Source organism: Arcobacter cryaerophilus gv. crypticus (genome assembly GCF_002993025.1).
GTDB lineage: Bacteria > Campylobacterota > Campylobacteria > Campylobacterales > Arcobacteraceae > Aliarcobacter > Aliarcobacter cryaerophilus_B.
In genome coordinates, this window is the sequence record NZ_NXGI01000012.1 from 160,925 (window position 1) to 177,676 (window position 16,752).

At 27.2% G+C, this 16,752-nt stretch carries 19 protein-coding genes; 5 read left to right on the forward strand and 14 right to left on the reverse strand.

From position 1 onward, the window contains the following. Positions 1-61 precede the first annotated feature (61 nt). Entirely contained in the window at positions 62-640 is a 579-nt protein-coding gene (locus CJ670_RS06730) for a ribonuclease HII (protein ID WP_105939376.1), read from the forward strand. Positions 641-647: 7 nt separating this feature from the next. On the opposite strand, the gene CJ670_RS06735 is transcribed toward CJ670_RS06730, so the two are convergent. Genes CJ670_RS06735 through CJ670_RS06750 form a run of 4 tightly spaced genes read right to left on the reverse strand, consistent with a single transcriptional unit; the run spans position 648 to position 5,069 of the window. Further along, positions 648-1,859 (reverse strand): ABC transporter permease, encoded by a 1,212-nt coding sequence (locus CJ670_RS06735; RefSeq protein ID WP_105939377.1) that lies wholly within the window; start codon positions 1,857-1,859, stop codon positions 648-650. Beyond that, positions 1,859-2,563: an ABC transporter ATP-binding protein gene (locus tag CJ670_RS06740; RefSeq protein ID WP_105939378.1), complete on the reverse strand. Its 705-nt coding sequence runs from the start codon at positions 2,561-2,563 to the stop codon at positions 1,859-1,861. Before CJ670_RS06740 ends, CJ670_RS06735 begins: the two co-directional genes overlap by 1 nt. Before the next feature lie 6 nt (positions 2,564-2,569). After that, positions 2,570-3,823, reverse strand: a complete 1,254-nt coding sequence (locus tag CJ670_RS06745; protein WP_105939379.1) for an efflux RND transporter periplasmic adaptor subunit — start codon at positions 3,821-3,823, stop codon at positions 2,570-2,572. Positions 3,824-3,836: 13 nt separating this feature from the next. Continuing rightward, complete coding sequence (locus CJ670_RS06750) at positions 3,837-5,069, reverse strand: TolC family protein (protein WP_105939380.1); 1,233 nt, start codon at positions 5,067-5,069, stop codon at positions 3,837-3,839. A 146-nt stretch (positions 5,070-5,215) separates the two neighbouring features. Between CJ670_RS06750 and exbB the strand changes: the two genes are divergently transcribed. The 3 genes from exbB to CJ670_RS06765 are packed head-to-tail and all read left to right on the forward strand — an operon-like array spanning position 5,216 to position 6,734. Continuing rightward, positions 5,216-5,647 (forward strand): TonB-system energizer ExbB, encoded by a 432-nt coding sequence (gene exbB / locus CJ670_RS06755; protein ID WP_105911112.1) that lies wholly within the window; start codon positions 5,216-5,218, stop codon positions 5,645-5,647. Continuing rightward, positions 5,628-6,005: a TonB system transport protein ExbD gene (exbD, locus tag CJ670_RS06760; RefSeq protein ID WP_105911113.1), complete on the forward strand. Its 378-nt coding sequence runs from the start codon at positions 5,628-5,630 to the stop codon at positions 6,003-6,005. Before exbB ends, exbD begins: the two co-directional genes overlap by 20 nt. A 9-nt stretch (positions 6,006-6,014) precedes the next feature. Next, positions 6,015-6,734, forward strand: a complete 720-nt coding sequence (locus tag CJ670_RS06765) for an energy transducer TonB (RefSeq protein WP_105939381.1) — start codon at positions 6,015-6,017, stop codon at positions 6,732-6,734. Here the strand turns inward: CJ670_RS06765 and CJ670_RS06770 are convergent. The 7 genes from CJ670_RS06770 to panD all read right to left on the reverse strand — a co-directional run bounded on the left by CJ670_RS06770 (position 6,731) and on the right by panD (position 13,664). Continuing rightward, positions 6,731-8,992 (reverse strand): diguanylate cyclase, encoded by a 2,262-nt coding sequence (locus CJ670_RS06770; RefSeq protein ID WP_133161063.1) that lies wholly within the window; start codon positions 8,990-8,992, stop codon positions 6,731-6,733. The genes CJ670_RS06765 and CJ670_RS06770 overlap by 4 nt on opposite strands. 39 nt (positions 8,993-9,031) lie before the next feature. Next, entirely contained in the window at positions 9,032-9,796 is a 765-nt protein-coding gene (locus tag CJ670_RS06775; protein ID WP_105939383.1) for a D-alanyl-D-alanine carboxypeptidase family protein, read from the reverse strand. A gap of 280 nt (positions 9,797-10,076) precedes the next feature. Next, positions 10,077-11,705, reverse strand: coding sequence for a chaperonin GroEL (groL, locus tag CJ670_RS06780; RefSeq protein ID WP_105939384.1), 1,629 nt, complete (start codon positions 11,703-11,705; stop codon positions 10,077-10,079). Next, positions 11,705-11,962: a co-chaperone GroES gene (groES, locus tag CJ670_RS06785; RefSeq protein WP_105939385.1), complete on the reverse strand. Its 258-nt coding sequence runs from the start codon at positions 11,960-11,962 to the stop codon at positions 11,705-11,707. Before groES ends, groL begins: the two co-directional genes overlap by 1 nt. A 123-nt stretch (positions 11,963-12,085) precedes the next feature. After that, positions 12,086-12,958, reverse strand: a complete 873-nt coding sequence (locus CJ670_RS06790) for a polyprenyl synthetase family protein (protein WP_105911119.1) — start codon at positions 12,956-12,958, stop codon at positions 12,086-12,088. Then, positions 12,959-13,288 (reverse strand): YbaB/EbfC family nucleoid-associated protein, encoded by a 330-nt coding sequence (locus CJ670_RS06795; protein ID WP_105939386.1) that lies wholly within the window; start codon positions 13,286-13,288, stop codon positions 12,959-12,961. After that, positions 13,281-13,664, reverse strand: a complete 384-nt coding sequence (gene panD / locus CJ670_RS06800) for an aspartate 1-decarboxylase (protein WP_105939387.1) — start codon at positions 13,662-13,664, stop codon at positions 13,281-13,283. Before panD ends, CJ670_RS06795 begins: the two co-directional genes overlap by 8 nt. Positions 13,665-13,742: 78 nt before the next feature. Here panD and CJ670_RS06805 point away from each other — a divergent pair, with 78 nt between their 5' ends. Continuing rightward, on the forward strand, positions 13,743-14,291 hold the full coding sequence (locus tag CJ670_RS06805) for a peptidylprolyl isomerase (protein ID WP_105939388.1): 549 nt from the start codon (positions 13,743-13,745) through the stop codon (positions 14,289-14,291). A 26-nt stretch (positions 14,292-14,317) separates the two neighbouring features. Here CJ670_RS06805 and CJ670_RS06810 read toward each other — a convergent pair whose 3' ends face one another. From CJ670_RS06810 to ubiE, 3 genes are read right to left on the reverse strand one after another with little or no spacing between them, the layout of a single operon-like run. Continuing rightward, positions 14,318-14,794, reverse strand: a complete 477-nt coding sequence (locus CJ670_RS06810; protein WP_105911123.1) for a chemotaxis protein CheW — start codon at positions 14,792-14,794, stop codon at positions 14,318-14,320. A gap of 42 nt (positions 14,795-14,836) precedes the next feature. Continuing rightward, positions 14,837-16,030, reverse strand: coding sequence for an exodeoxyribonuclease VII large subunit (xseA, locus tag CJ670_RS06815; RefSeq protein ID WP_105939389.1), 1,194 nt, complete (start codon positions 16,028-16,030; stop codon positions 14,837-14,839). Then, on the reverse strand, positions 16,031-16,741 hold the full coding sequence (gene ubiE / locus CJ670_RS06820; protein ID WP_105939390.1) for a bifunctional demethylmenaquinone methyltransferase/2-methoxy-6-polyprenyl-1,4-benzoquinol methylase UbiE: 711 nt from the start codon (positions 16,739-16,741) through the stop codon (positions 16,031-16,033). Positions 16,742-16,752: the final 11 nt, after the last annotated feature.

Below are 16,752 nucleotides of genomic sequence, written 5' to 3' on the forward strand. Positions count from 1 at the left end.
AAGTTTTATATAAAATATATTTTCTATTATAATACTTTTCTAAGAAAAATAAAAGGTTTTTATGAAAAATTTATGTGGAATAGATGAAGCAGGTCGTGGTCCACTTGCTGGTCCATTGGTTGTTGCTGGTGTTATTTTGGAAAAAAATATTTTAGGATTAGATGATTCAAAAGTCTTGAGTGAAAAAAAAAGAGAAAAACTCTTTGATGAAATAAAAGAGAAATCAAAATATCATATAGTTTTCAAAAGTGCAAAAGAGATAGATGATTTTGGTATTAGTTTTTGTTTAAAATCTTCAATTTTAGAAATAATGGAACACTTACAAGAGTTTAGTAGTAATTTTTTGATGGATGGAAATACAAATTTTGGTATACAAAATCTTAAAAAAGAGATAAAAGCAGATGCAAAATATCCGCAAGTTAGTGCTGCTTCAATTTTAGCAAAAGTAAGCCGAGATAGATTTATGGATGAAATTTCACCACTTTATGCAAACTATAACTTTCATAAACATAAGGGATATGGAACAAAAGCTCATATTGAAGCTATCAAAGAGTTTGGAAGAAGTGATATTCATAGATTTAGTTTTAAGCTAAAAGCTTTAGGAGAAACAGAGTCTTTATTACAAAAAACTCTGTTTTAATTTTATTTTACTCATACCTCAAAGCATCTATTGGATTTAATCTTGCAGCTTTTCTTGCAGGAAAATATCCAAAAACTACACCTATTAAAGTTGAGAATATAAACGATATTAAAATAATTTGAGTGTTTATAATATACGGTAATTCAAATATTCCAACAACTCCATAACCTACCCCAAGACCAAGTAAAATACCAATAATACCACCCCAAGTTGAAAGAACTATTGCTTCAATTAGAAATTGAAGTAAAACTTCACTTTGCATAGCACCAATAGCAAGTCGTATTCCAATCTCTCTTGTTCTTTCAGTCACCGAAACAAGCATAATATTCATAATCCCAATCCCACCAACAAGTAAAGAAATAGCAGCAATAGAACCCAATAAATATGTTAACATCTTTGTTGTACTTGTCATTGTATTTAAAATATCTTTCATATCACGGATATGGAAATTATCACTCTCGCCTACTTTTATAGCTCTTCTATCTTGCATTAATGTGATTATTTCAGCTTTAGCATCTTCAATATATTTTTCTTCCATAACTGACACAATTATCGTAGATACATCTAAATTTCCTTGAATTTTTCTTTGATACATTTTAAGTGGAGTTATTACAACCTCATCTTGATCTCTTCCAAAACTACTTGCTCCTTTTGAAGCTAAAACTCCAATTACACTACAAGGAAAGTTTTTTAATCTAATAGTTGCACCTATTGGATTTTCATCTCCAAAAAGATTTTTCACAACTGTTGTTCCCAAAATACAAACACTTTTTCCACTTGAAAGTTCATTTTCATCGAAAGCTCTTCCTTGTTCAACTTCCCAATCTTTTATAATAAAATAATCACTTGTAGTTCCAACAATCAAAGATGAATTACTTTTATTTCCAAAAACAACATTTGCCATACCAGAGTTTTCTGCTGTAACTCCTTTTAGATTTGCCACTTCATTTTTTATAGCAATTATATCTTCGATTTTAAAAGGTTTTGCACTATTATCATCTCTAGGAGCTCCTCTTTTTTCTTGACCAACTCGAACATTTAACATATTGCTTCCAAGTTTTTCTATATTTGCTGTTACATTTGCTGTTGTTCCATCTCCTATCATAACCATAGCAATTACAGAAGCAACACCAATTACAATTCCTAATATTGTAAGAATAGATCTTAATATATTTCTTCTTATCTCTTTAATTGCTATTAATAAAGCATTTAACAACATTATTTAAATCCTTTTTTTAAAGAATCTTCTATATTTCCATCTCTAAAATATATAACTCTTGAAGCATAAGCAGCCATCTCTTCTTCATGTGTCACCATAATAATAGTAATATTCAACTCTTCATTTAATTTTTTTAATAGCTCCATAACTTCAATACTTTTAATACTATCAAGATTTCCAGTAGGCTCATCTGCTAAAAGCAAAAGTGGGTCTGTAACAATAGCACGTGCTATTGCAACACGTTGTTGCTGTCCACCACTTAGTTCTGCTGGAGTATGTTTAATAACACTTTCAAGACCTACTTTTTTTAAAGCTTCTTTTGCCATCTCATATCGTTTATCTTTTGCTATTTTTCTATAGACAAGCGGTAATTCAACATTTTCTAAAGCAGTTGTTCTTCCTAGTAAATTAAAACCTTGAAAAACAAAACCTATATAATTTCTTCGTAAAATTGCCATTTGATTTAGATTTAAATTTTCAACATTTACACCATCAAATAAATATTCTCCACTACTTGGCTTATCCAAACATCCAATAATATTCATAGAAGTAGATTTCCCACTTCCACTAGCTCCCATAATAGCTACAAATTCACCTTTATAAATCTTTAAATCAACTCCATTTAAAGCAAAAGTCTCATTTGCATCTTTTCCATAGCTCTTTTTTATATTTTTAAATTCAATTAAAATTTCACTATTTTTCATAAATTTTTAATTTCCAGATTTTTGTGAAATAATTACTTCATCACCAATTTTTAAAGTTTCAGATAACACAGATGACTGTTTTGAATCACTATCTACTACTTTAACTTTTAACTCTTTTGGTTTTCCAGATTCAAGAATATAAATAGTTGACAAACCATCTTTTGCTTTATTATCTTTTGTAACACTTCCTTGAGGTCTAAAATTTGGTGGAGTTCCAAAACTAGCTGGTTTTGCACCTATTTTTTCAGTACTATTTTTTGGTATAAATCTTAATGCACTATTTGGAATTAAAACCTGCTCTTTTATATTTTTTGTAATAATCTTTGCATTTGCTGTCATTCCTGGTTTTAAAAGAAGTTCACTATTATCAACACTTACAACAGTTTCATAAGTTACAACACCATTTGTAGTAATTGGATTTAATCTTACTTGTTTTATTTTCCCTTTGAACTCTTTATTTGGATATGCATCAACTGTAAAAGTTACATCTAAATTATCTTTAATATCAGCAACATCTGCTTCATCAATACTTACAACTAAATCCATATTTGTCAAATCTTTTGCAAGAGTAAAAAGTTTTGGAGCTTGCATAGTAGCTGCTAATGTCTGCCCTATTTCTACTTCTCTATTTAAAACTATTCCATCAATAGAAGATTTAACAGAAGCTTTTTCTAAATTTTGTAAATCATTTTTTAAGTTTGATGAAGCTTGAAGAACTTTTGATTTTGATGCTTCTAAACTTGCAAGGGCTGATTCATAAGAAAATCTTGTATCATCAAACTCATTTTGTGATGGATATTTTCCACCTGAGTTATCAAACATTTTTTTTGTTCTATCATATAGTAATTTTTTATTTTTAAGAGCTACTTCACTCTCTTTTTGATTTGCTTTTGCAATAGCTAAAGCTGCTTTTGAACTTTCAACTTGTGCATCTAGCTTTAATGTATCAATTTTTGCTAAAACTTGTCCAACCTTAACTTCATCATTAAAATCTACAAAAATCTCTTTTATAGTTCCAGATACTTCAATTCCAATTTCAACACTATTTGTAGGTTTTATATTTCCACTAGCACTAACAACAACCATCAAATCACCAGTTTTTACTTTTGAAGTTACATATTCTACTTTTTGGTTATCATTTTTTGGGAAAAACATATAAATTAAAATAGCAATAACAAAAACAACAATTCCCAAAATTATATATTTGTAAGAACTTTTCTTATCTTTGTAATTATTTAGCTCGTCTTTTAAGTTACTCATAATCTTTTAACCTTTAATTTTTTATCTTAAAATATAGTTTTGCATATTGTTGCAAAATATTTATGTTGTTTATCAAAATATCAAACTCATTTACAGTTTTTGTATTTTCTAAAATCTCTAAATCATACTTTGATGTCATTCCAGCTTCACTTGAGATTTGGTTTGCACCTATTAACTCTTCATAAAGTTTTATATTTTTATTTATTGTCTCATTTTGTTTTGAATATGTATCAATTTTTGTAAAAATCTGTTCATACTCAAATGCTGTTTCATTTTTCAAATCATTTACCAAAGCTTTTTGTTTTAAAACTTCTATTTTTGACTCTTGAATTTTTGAAGATTTTGTATAATCATATAAAGGCATAGACAAAATCAAACTTCCACTAGAACTTGCATCATCCTTATTTGTATCATTAATCATACTATTAAACTTCTCATCTTGATTTGAATAACTAGCATTTGCTCTTAAACTTAGTTTTGGAAGATATTGACTTTTTTTTATTTTATATTCACTATTTAACATCTCAACTTTTGCATCTGCTTCCAAAATTGAATAGTTTTTATCCAAAAAAATATCTTTTTGAGTTCCTTGAAAATCTAAGATTTCTATATCTTCATACTTCAAATCTGTATATTTTGCTAATTCTTGCTCTTTGTCTTTTAAACTATTTTTTAAAACTATCTCTTCTTTTTGTATTAAATTTTTACTCATAATTGCATTATTTAGCTCTATAATATCAGCTCTTCCAGCATCATATTGAATTTTTTTAATTATTAATTCAATATCTTTATTTACAATCCTATACTCATTTTGCTTTATCTCTAGATTTAATTTTTTAATATCTAATAAAGTATTATAAATTGTATAAATCAATTGTGAATTTTGATTCTCCCATGACAACATCTCATATTTAAATCTATTATCAGCATAATCCATTTTAAAACCTATTCCACCTGATTCATAAATAGATTGAGTAAATCCAATAGATGCACTTTTTGTGTTTTTATTATTTAAATTACGGCTATTTTCATCAGAAAATGAGTGATTTCTTCCAATATTTCCGCTTAAATCAATAGGACTTATCCAATCATATTTTTGACTTTGTTGTCTTGTTTGTATAGATTCTTTATCCAAAAGTCTATACTCTTTTTTATCTTTTTGAATAATTTGTAAATCTTTCTCGTTTGCATTTAAATGATTTATAAATATATTCAAGAAAAATAAAAATAATAGTAGTTTTCTCAATTCTCTTTCCTTATTAAGTTTATGCGAAATTATATATAATATATTTTAATGCTATTTTAACAAAAAATTAATTTTATTGCAAAATTAAGATAATTATTATCAATATTGTAATAAAATTTTGAAAATTTAAAAAAAGGTTTGATTTTATGCAAGATATTGAAACATTAAAACATTTAGTTGATTATGGGGTAATAGCATTATTAGTAGTTATGAGCTTTATTGCTGTATTTTTCTTTATTGAAAGAGTTTTATTTTACAAAAAAATAGATGTAAAAAGCTATAAAACAAAAAAAGCTTTAGATATTGCACTTACAAAACATCTTACAATAATCGGTACTATTGCTTCAAACTCTCCATATATTGGACTTTTAGGAACAGTTTTAGCAATTATGCTTACATTTATGACAATGGGAAATGCAGGAGATATAGATGCTTCAAAAATTATGGAAAGCTTAGCGCTTGCACTTAAAGCAACTGCTGCTGGTTTAGTTGTTGCCATTATTTCAATGGTTTTTTACAATATCTTAAGTAGATTTGCAGAAGTTTTGGAAAGTGATTATGAAGCTACAGAAGTATGATTCAATAAATGTAATTCCATTTATAGATGTTTTATTAGTACTTCTAGCAATAGTTTTATTAACTTCTACATTTATAACAAAAGGAATAATTCCCGTAAATTTGCCAGATTCTAAAAATGCTAGCAACTTAAAAAGCGACAAAGAGATAATTATAGTTATAAATAATCAAGGTGAATTATTTTTAGAAGATATAAACATATCTTTAGAAAATATTGAGTTTGAACTTTTAGAAAAATCTAAAGATACACCAATTCATTTAAATACTGATAAAGAGACAAAATTTGAACATTTTGTAAATGTTTTAGATATGTTAAAGAAAAATGAATTCTCGAATGTATCAATAGTAACAAAAAAGTAAAGGCTTAAAATGAAACGATATTTAAACTCTTTTTTTATAACTAGCTTCTTATATTTGTCTATTGCTTTAATTTTTATTAATGTAATAAATGATGTAAGTTTTGAAACAAAGAAAGAAGAAGAGAGTATTACAAAAATATCTTTAAATAGTGTTGCCATTCAAAAAGTAGAAGAAGTTGCAAAAGAGGTAGAAAAAGAGATTATTCCTGAACCAATTATTGAAAAAATTGTTGAAAAACCTGCTCCAAAAGTTATTGAAAAACCAAAAAAAGTTGAAAAAAAGATTGTAAAACAAGAGAAAAAAATTGAGAAAGTTGTTCAAGAAATTGTTGAAAAACCAACTGAAAATATTGAAAAAGTAGACCAACTTGCACAAAATCAAACTCAATCAAAACAAGAATCTTCTATTCAGGAAAATTCAAATAACCAAACAAATCAAAATTTAGAGAGTGAATATTTAGCAAAAGTAAAAAATAAAATAGAGAAAAATAAAGTCTATCCAAAAGTTGCAAAACGCTTAAATCAAACTGGAAAAGTTATAGTATCTTTTGATATTTTAAAAGATGGAAAAGTTACAAATATAAAAATTATTAATAAATCAAAATTTGAAAAGCTAGATGAAGCAAGTATTGAACTTCTTACAAATATAGGATTTTTTGAATCTATCCCAAACGAACTAAATAAAACTGTTTGGAATATTCAAATTCCTATAAACTATCAAATAAATTAAGATAGCTCAACCCTATTTCTTCCATTTTCTTTAGCTTTATAAAGTAAATTATCTACGAGTAAAAGAGTATCTTCTACACTTTTACTCTTTGAAAACTCTGTTACTCCTACGCTAATCGTTATTTTTCTATCCATCATATAAGTAAAATTATTTTCTTCAATAAGAACTCTTAAATTTTCAGCAACTTTTTTTGAAATCTCTTTTGAAGTAAATGGAAGAATAATCAAAAACTCTTCTCCTCCCCATCTTCCAACAATATCAATTTTTCTAAGATTATTTTTTAGTAAATTAGAAATATCTTTTAAAATATTATCTCCTTCTAAGTGTCCAAAAGTATCGTTTATACTTTTAAAATAATCAATATCAATAAGCATTAAACCACATGAATAACTACTATTTCTATCTATCTTCTCTTTTTGCAAAAAAAGCTCTTTATCAATTTTAAATCTATTATAAAGTCCTGTTAATTTATCTGTTAAATATAGTTTTTGAAGCTTTTTGTTTAATACTTTTAATCTTCTTTGATAAAATACTAATCCACCAAAAATAGTAGTTGTAAATATTACTAAAAATATCATCTCTTTTAAGCTAAACCAACCAACTTGTTCGGTAATAATTGTCCAATTATTTAAAAACTCTTGTTTTTTTACTTCATCTAAATCATCTACAAGCCTTGAAAATATCTCATTTAAAATAGGCTCATCATTTCTTGTTCCTATTGAAAGTTCATCTAAAATATCAAATCTAAAACTAATTTTTAAACTATTTGAAAACTCTTTTTGTATTGTTGAAGATAAAACAAGTGAATTATCAACATATCCATAAACATCTCCTTTCTCTACTAAATCAAGCCCTTCATTCATAGAAGAAACTTCAACTATTTTCATATATGGTAAATTATCTTTGAAATATTCAGCAATAAAATGTCCTTTTAAAATAGCTATTTTTTCATTTCCAAGAAGTGAAATATCTCTTAAAAAAGGTTTGTCTTTTTGTGTTGCAACTACAACAGGAAGAGTTAATATTGGTTTTGTAAAATTTAAATAGCTCATTCTATCGTAGCTAGGAGAAATTGAAGAGATAATATCACACTTTTTATTTTTTATAAATTCAAGAGATTCTTTCCAATTATTTGTAGAAACCAACTCTATATTTGTTTGAATTTTTTCTTCAAAATATCTCTTTAAATCAGATGTTATTCCAGATATTTCTCCATCTTTTATAAACTCTATTGGATACCAATAAGGGTCAATACACATCTTTACGCTATGTTTACTATTTAAATACTCTTTTTCATTTTTTGTTAAAGAAAAATCACTAGGAATCTTATCTACTATATTTTCAAAAAAAATATTATTTACTTTTTGATTTACTTCTATCATGCCAGAGTAACTCAACTGTTTTACCAATCTTTGTGTTAATTCAGGACTTACTTTTCCAATAGGATAAAAATCTCTCATCATAACTTGACTTACAACATCTGTTTCATAAAGAAGTGCTTCTTTTGACTTATCAACTCTATATTTGTTTATTAAAATATCTATAATCTCTTCTTTATTATTTAAAGCATATTCCCAACCACGATTTGTTGCTTCTATAAATTTTTGTGTTCTAGCTTTATTATTAAAAGCTTCCTCTTTTGAAGTATATAAATTTATAGCACTCATAACAAAGCCATAATCAGCTGGATCTATTATGTTGTAATCTATATTTCTTTTATCTAATTCATATAGTTGATTTGACCTAAAAGCACTCATTATTTCAACTTTACCACTAATAAAATCATCTATTTTAAAATTATGTGGTCTAAATTTTGTATTTGAGAAATTTATATTAAAATGAGATAAAAGAAGTGCTAAAGAGCTATTTTTAAACTCATCCTTATTTCCCATAATAGTTTTTCCCAAAAACTGTGAAGGAGTTTTTATCTCTGGTTTTGTTATAAAAACTAAAGGTGATTTTTGTAAATAAGTTGCCAAAAGAACTATTGAAGCTAACTTCTTATTTTCTAAAACTATATTTGAACTTGATATTCCATATGTAACTTTCTTATTTAAAACATCAAAAAGTATATCTACTTCTGGATTATACTCTTTAAGCTCAACATCCAAACCAGCATTCTCATAAAATCTTTTCTCTTTTGCAGCAATAAATCCAGCAACTTCAAACTGATATTTCCAATTAAACTGAATAGATACTTTTTCTAAGCTTGATGAATACAAAAATGTGCTTACTAAAAATAATAAAAATAATTTCACAAACACTCCATAATTTATATATATTTTTTTAAATTAATCTTATTTCATAAAAACTTTTTGAGCCAAAGATTTATGAACTTTCCAATCATCTTTTTCATTTAATGTAACTACTATAAATGACTTAGAGCTTTTCTCATCATAAAAAGCAGTAGCTAAAGTTCTTCCACTTTGTTTTGTATATCCAGTTTTCCCTGCAAAAGCCTTACTATCATATACAACTAGTTTATGCTTATTTTTCCAAATTTGACCATCTAAACTATTTTTATATGATGGTTGGCTTGATATATCTTTAAATTTGTTATTTTTTAAAGCCAATTCAAACATAATTGCTACATCTTTTGCTGTTGATATATTATTTCCAAGACCTGTAACATCTACAAATTTTGTATTCTTTATGCCAAATTCTTTTGCTCTTTTATTCATAAGAGTTACAAACTCTTTTTCACTTCCAGCAATATGTTCTGCCAAAGCAACAGAAGCATCATTTCCAGAGCGAAGCAACATTCCATAAACCAAATCTTTTATAGTACAAATTTGCTTCTCTTTTAAATAAACAGATGAGCCTTCTTGCAAGGATGCTTTTTTTGAAATTACCACTTTATCATCTAAATTAATATTTTCCAAAACAATTAAAGCAGTCCAAATTTTTGTCAGACTTGCTATTTTATATTTTTTATTTGATTTTTCTTCTATTAAAACTTTATTTGTATCAGCATCTATTACTATAAATGATTTATCACTTTGTGCAAACAAAGAAATATTAAAAATAAAAAATAATACTATTACATAGTAAAATCTTTTCATTTAAGACCTTTTTTATTCTAAAATATTGATTCTAAGTTAATATATAAAATCATTTTTTTAATTATATCAAAACTATATAAATTTTATATTTCCAAAAAAAATAATTTTATCCAAAATAAAAAATAACTATTATATAGTTATAAAGGCTTTTGAAGAATGGTTTTTTGAAAGTAAATTTGTGATTTATTTTATTTTTAATAATAAAAAAGGAGAGTGAAAATCACTCTCCTTTCAAAGTAGATTTAACTTTCTAATTTATAAAAATTAAAAAATCTCCTTTCTACATCATTCCAGGCATTCCACCCATACCGCTCATATCAGGCATCGCAGGTTTATCTTCTTTAATATCTGTAACAGTTGCTTCTGTTGTTAAAAGTAGTGATGCTACTGAAACAGCATTTTGCATAGCAACTCTTTCAACTTTTGCAGGATCTACAATTCCAGCTTCAAACATATCTACATACTCACCAGTTGCTGCATTAAATCCTAAATTTTCATTTGAAGATTTTTCAACTTCATTTGCAACAACACCAGCATCATATCCAGCATTTAAAGCAATTTGTTTTAATGGTGCTTTAATAGCTCTTAAAACAATAGCAGCCCCAATTTGCTCATCACCACAAAGCTCTAGTTTTACTTTAGCAGCAGCTCTTATTAGTGCAGCTCCTCCACCAATTACAATTCCCTCTTCAACAGCAGCTCTTGTTGCACTTAATGCATCATCAACTCTATCTTTTTTCTCTTTCATTTCAGTTTCAGTTGCAGCTCCAACTTTAATAACAGCAACTCCACCACTTAATTTTGCAAGTCTTTCTTGAAGTTTTTCTCTATCATAATCACTTGTTGTATTTGCAATTTCTGCTTTAATTTGATTAACTCTTCCTACAACTGCATCTTTACTTCCACTTCCATCTACAATCGTTGTATTATCTTTATCAATTACAATTTTTGAAGCAGTTCCAAGTGCACTTAAATCTGTAGTTTCAAGTTTCATTCCCATCTCTTCAGATACAACTATGGCACCTGTTAAAACAGCAATATCTTCAAGCATAGCTTTTCTTCTATCACCAAATCCTGGAGCTTTTACAGCTGCAATTTGTAATGCACCTCTTAATCTATTTACAACAAGTGTTGCAAGTGCTTCACCATCTACATCTTCAGCAATAATTAATAAAGGTCTTCCAGATTTATTAACACCTTCAAGTATTGGTAACATCTCTTTTAATGAAGAGATTTTTTTATCATAAAGTAAAATAAATGGATTGTTAAACTCTGTTGTCATTTTTTCAGGATTTGTAACAAAATATGGACTTAAATATCCTCTATCAAACTGCATTCCTTCAACAACATCAAGCTCATCTGAAATACCTTTTGCTTCTTCAACAGTTATAACACCGTCTTTTCCAACTTTTTCCATAGCTTCAGCAATCATTTTTCCAATTGCACTATCAGAGTTTGCTGAAATTGTAGCAACTTGCTCTATTTCTGTTTTATTTGCAACTACTTTTGAAGCTTTTTTAAGCTCAGCTAAAATAGCTTCACAAGCTTTATCCATACCTCTTTTTAAAGATATTGGATTTGCACCTGCTGTTACGTTTCTAAGACCTTCTTTGAAAATTGAGTGAGCTAAAATAGTTGCTGTTGTTGTTCCATCTCCAGCTTCATCAGCAGTTTTACTAGCAACCTCTTTTACAAGTTGAGCTCCCATATTTTCGATTGTATCAGCAAGTTCTATCTCTCTTGCAACACTTACACCATCTTTTGTAATTGTTGGTGCTCCAAAAGATTTTTGAAGTAAAACATTTCTTCCTCGTGGTCCCATTGTAACTTTAACTGCATCGCAAAGTTTTTCAACTCCAGCAAACAGTCTATTTCTTGCATTATCACTAAATATAATCTCTTTTGCCATTACATAACTCCTATAATATTTTCAATATTTAAAACCAAATAATCTTTTCCATCTAATTTAATTTCAGTTCCTCTAAATTGTTCAAAAACAACTACTTCACCAACTTTAATATCTTCAACTTTGTTTCCAACAGCAACTACTTTTGCAGTTTGTGGTTTTTCTTTAGCATTATCTGGAATTATAATTCCACTTGCAGTTTTATTCTCAACTTCTGTTCTTTCAACAAGAACTCTCTCACCTAGTGGTTTAAAATTCATTTTCTTTCCTTTGTTTTTATAATTAATTTTCTTTTGTAGCTTAGAATTTAGCACTTGCAAATTCCAAGTGCCAAATTTTATACAATTTTTTCTTTTTTGTCAATAAACCTTTAGTCAAATATACTAAGAGTTGTATTTTTTGTGTCTATTTATATAGTTTATTAGAAGTTCTAAAAGAGAATCTTTTAAGTTTTTATCAAAACCATCTAATGTTTTTAAACATTTTGTAGCCAACTTATCAGCACTATTCATTGCTTCTTCAAGTCCCAATAAATTTACAAAAGAGTTTTTAAAACTGTCATTTTGTGTAGTTTTTCCAGCAATTTCACTACTTTCAAGTTCATCTATAATATCATCTTGGATTTGGAAAAGAAGTCCTATATCCAAGCCAAAATTATATAAATCTTCTTGTATCTTTTCATCATAATTTGAAATAACAGCACCCATTTTTAAACTTGCTGCTATTAACTTTGCTGTTTTATGAGTATGTAAAAACTCTAACTTTTCAAGTTCCAATATTTGCTTTTCAAAGTAGCAATCTATTGCTTGACCAATTATCATACCATTTAATCCACCATTTTCACCCAAAAGTTTAATTAGCTCTATTTTTACATCATTATGAAGTGATGAATTTGCTATTAGATTAAAGCTCTCACTATTTAGAGCATCTCCTACTAAAATAGCTGTTACTTCATCATATTTTTTGTGTAATGTAGTAAAACCTCTTCTTAAATCAGAATTATCCATAGATGGTAAATCATCATGAATTAGTGAGTATGTATGTAAAAATTCAACAGCAAGTGCCACTTTTAAACTATTTTCAACTAAAAGTGGTTTATTTGAGTTTACAACACTTAAAAGTAACATTGGTCGAAATCTTTTTCCACCAGCTATTAGCATATCTTGCATAGCTTCTTCAAAATTTGGGTGAAAAGTATCTATTTTTGGAAGATTATTAAGTAAATAATCCTCAAATTTTTCTAAAAGTTCTTTCATCTATTTTTGACCTAAATTTCCTAATCCACCTAAATTTCCCATCAAACTCATAGCCATTCTTTTTTTATTCTCTTCACTTTGTTTTATAATATCATTCATACAAGATATCAATAAAATTTGCAATGAATCTTTATCTTCAAGAAGTGAATCATCAATTTTTAAATCAACTACTTCAGAATTACCATTGATTGAAATTTCAACCATTCCACCACCAGCTTTTGCAGTAAAAAGATTTTCTGCATTTTTTGATTCTTGCTCTTTTGCCATATCTTGAAATTTATTTATCATATCTCCAAGATTTAAATTTTTTAAATCAATTCCATCAAACATAATCACTTCCTACTAGCTCATTTGTAATAAGCTCTATATTATTTTTATCATCAACTAATACAACTGTTGGTTTATAATTTTTTAATTCTTCTTCATTATATGTTGCATAAGCTATTATAATTATTTTATCACCAATAGCTACTTTTCTTGCAGCTGCACCATTTAGACACATATCTTTTTTACCAAACTCACCTTTTATTACATAAGTTTGAAATCTTTCACCATTATTAATATTTACAATATCAACTTTTTGACCAACTCTAAGATTACTAGCATTCATAAGCTCTTCATCAATAGTAATTGAACCAACATAGTTAAGATTTGCATCACTTACCGTTGCTCTATGAATTTTGCTGTATAACATTTCAAAAGTCATTTAGAAAATCCTTTATTATTTTTTCAAAGCTATTATACTATACTAATTTATTATAAAACTAAATTAAAGGAAAGAACTATGAAAAAGATTATATTTGTGTTTTTATCTTTTGCACTTTTTGTATTTGCAAATGATGATACAAAAAAAGATCCTATCGCTATTTTTGATACATCAAAAGGTATTGTAAAAGTAGAATTAAAGCCAAAAATAGCTCCAAAAGCTGTTGAAAATTTTATTACTTTAGCAAAAAAAGGATACTACGACGGGCAAATTTTTCACAGAGTTATAAAAGGATTTATGATTCAAGGTGGTGATCCTACAGGGACAGGTGCTGGTGGAGAATCTATTTGGAATAAAAGTTTTGAAGATGAGTTTGCACCAAATGCAGTTTTTGATAAACCATTTATTTTAGCTATGGCAAATAGAGGTAAAAATACAAATGGAAGTCAATTTTTCATAACAACAGCTCCAACATACTGGTTAAATGGAATGCACACAATTTTTGGATATGTAATTAGTGGGAAAGATGTTGTAAAAGATATTGAAAATGTAAAAACAAATGGAAGAAATGCTGGTGATAAGCCTTTGGAAGATGTAAAAATAAATAAAATTACAATAGAAGATTAAAAAATTAAAAGTAGAGGATTATAAAATTAATCCTCTAACTCTTCTTTACAAACAACTTTTTCTATATCCATAATAACTAGCATTTTATTATCTTCAACTCTTACATAACCTTTTAGGTATCTAGCAGGAATTCCAGAACCCATCTCAGAAACTGAAGCTAACATTGAAGTATCTATTTTTTGTGTATCATCAACTAAATCAACTACAATTCCAACCATTCTTTTGTCTTCAGTAATTACAATAATAATAGAAGTATTTACATCATAAAGAGCTGGACCTGTGTTAAACTTAACTCTAATATCCAAAATAGGAACAACTTCTCCCCTTGAATTAATTAAACCTTTTACCCAATCAGAAGTATTTGGTAAAATAGTAATATTATCTGGATAAGTCAATATCTCTTTTATTTTTGGTAACTCAATAGCATATTTCATTTTTCCCAATTCAAATGTCATAAACTCAGTTATATTTGGAGTAACACTTTTTTCATGATTATGTTCCATTTTAATCCCCTTATTTCAATATTTTAGCAAGCAAAATTGTCGTTATTTTACCTTTTGTTTACTTAAACTAATTATTTTACACTCTGCAATTATATCAATAGATTGTAACTCTACAATATCATCTACTTTTACTAAATCCAAATTTATAAGCTTCTTATTTTTACTCAATTCAACTAAACCATCTTTTTGTCTATTTGCTGGATTATTTAAAGAGTAGTTTGATTTTAAATTTTCCAAAATATTAAAAGCAATTTGTAACTTTTGATTTAAACTTTGAGAAAACTGCTCTTTTAAGAGTTTTATTTGTGACTCTACAAAAATTAGTTTAGAGTTTATTGAATTTTGTTCAAAATTTGATTTCAAGTTTTTCAGTTCTTGCTCTTTTTTTTCTAAAGTTGTCTTTAGTACCTTTTGAAAATTTTCAATTAAACTATCTATATATAAAAGATGTTCATTTTGACTAGGAAGTGCTATTTCCATAGCATTTGATGGAGTTGCAGCTCTTATATCTGCTACAAAATCACTTATTAGATAATCTATTTCATGCCCAACTGCTGAGATTATTGGTGTTTTTGCTTCATATATAGCATTGGCAACAAGTTCACTATTAAAAGACCATAAATCTTCAATACTACCTCCTCCTCGACCAACAATCATAATGTCACAGTTTAAACTATCTGCAATTTTGATATTTTTTACAATATCTTCAATACTTCCAGCTCCTTGAACTAAAGTTGGAATAAGTATTAACTCAACTAAATTCCATCTAGCACTTGCAACTTTTTTCATATCTTCTATTGCAGCTCCTGTGCCACTTGTAACAATTGCTATTTTTTTTGGATATTTTGGAAGAGCTTTTTTAATACTTTGTTCAAAATAACCTTTTGCTTGTAGTTTTGCTTTAAGTTGCTCATAAGCCAAAGCCAAACTTCCTATTCCATCTGGCTCAATTTTAGTACAAAGAAGTTGATAATTTCCTCTTGGAACAAAAACAGTAATATTTGCTGTTATTTGTACTTTTTGTCCATTTTCTAACTCAAATTTTAAGTATTTTGTATTTCCTTTAAACATCACACAAGAGATTGTTGAGTTCTCATCTTTTATTGAAAAATATATATGCCCAGAACTATGATTTACTAGATTTGAAATCTCTCCAGAAACAAAAACTTGCATAAAAGTTGTCTCTAAAAGAGATTTTATTTGTGTATTTAAAGTAGTTACACTAATTGTATTCATTTAGATTTTTTTTGCAATTATTAGTGTAGAAATTTTCATAGAAAATGCTTTTGTGTATATTGGCTCTAATCCAGCATTTTTTAGCTCTTTTTGCAAATTTGATGTTGTTAAAAACTCATCAATAGAATCTGGCAAATATCTATAAGCCTCTTTATTTTTTGAGATTATTCCACCAACAACTGGTAAAATTTTATCCATATAAAAAGCTGTTAAATAATCAATAGGTGTCTCTTTTTGGTTTTTTGTAAATTCACTAATCACAACTAAACCACCTTTTTTCAAAACTCTTGCAAACTCTACAAAAGCCTCTTGTCTTTTTACTACATTTCTTATTCCATAAGATATTGATACAATATCAGTGCTTTCATTTTCAAGTGGCATAGATGTTGCAAATGCTTCTATAAATTCAACTTCTGGAAGTTTTTTCTTTCCAACTTCCATCATTCCAACACTTGGATCTATTCCCACAATATTTTTTAAAGTAATATTTTTTTTAGCTGCATTTTGCTTCCAAAAAATTATCATATCACCTGTTCCACAAGCAACATCTACTATTTTTTCTATCTCTTTTTGACCATATAATTCAAATGTTTTATTACAAGCTTTATCTCTCCAACTTTTATCAATTCCCATTGATAAAACTCTATTTGCTTTATCATAAGTTGGGGCTATATTATTAAACATTGATACTATTTTTTCTTGTTTTTCCATCTAAATTTTTC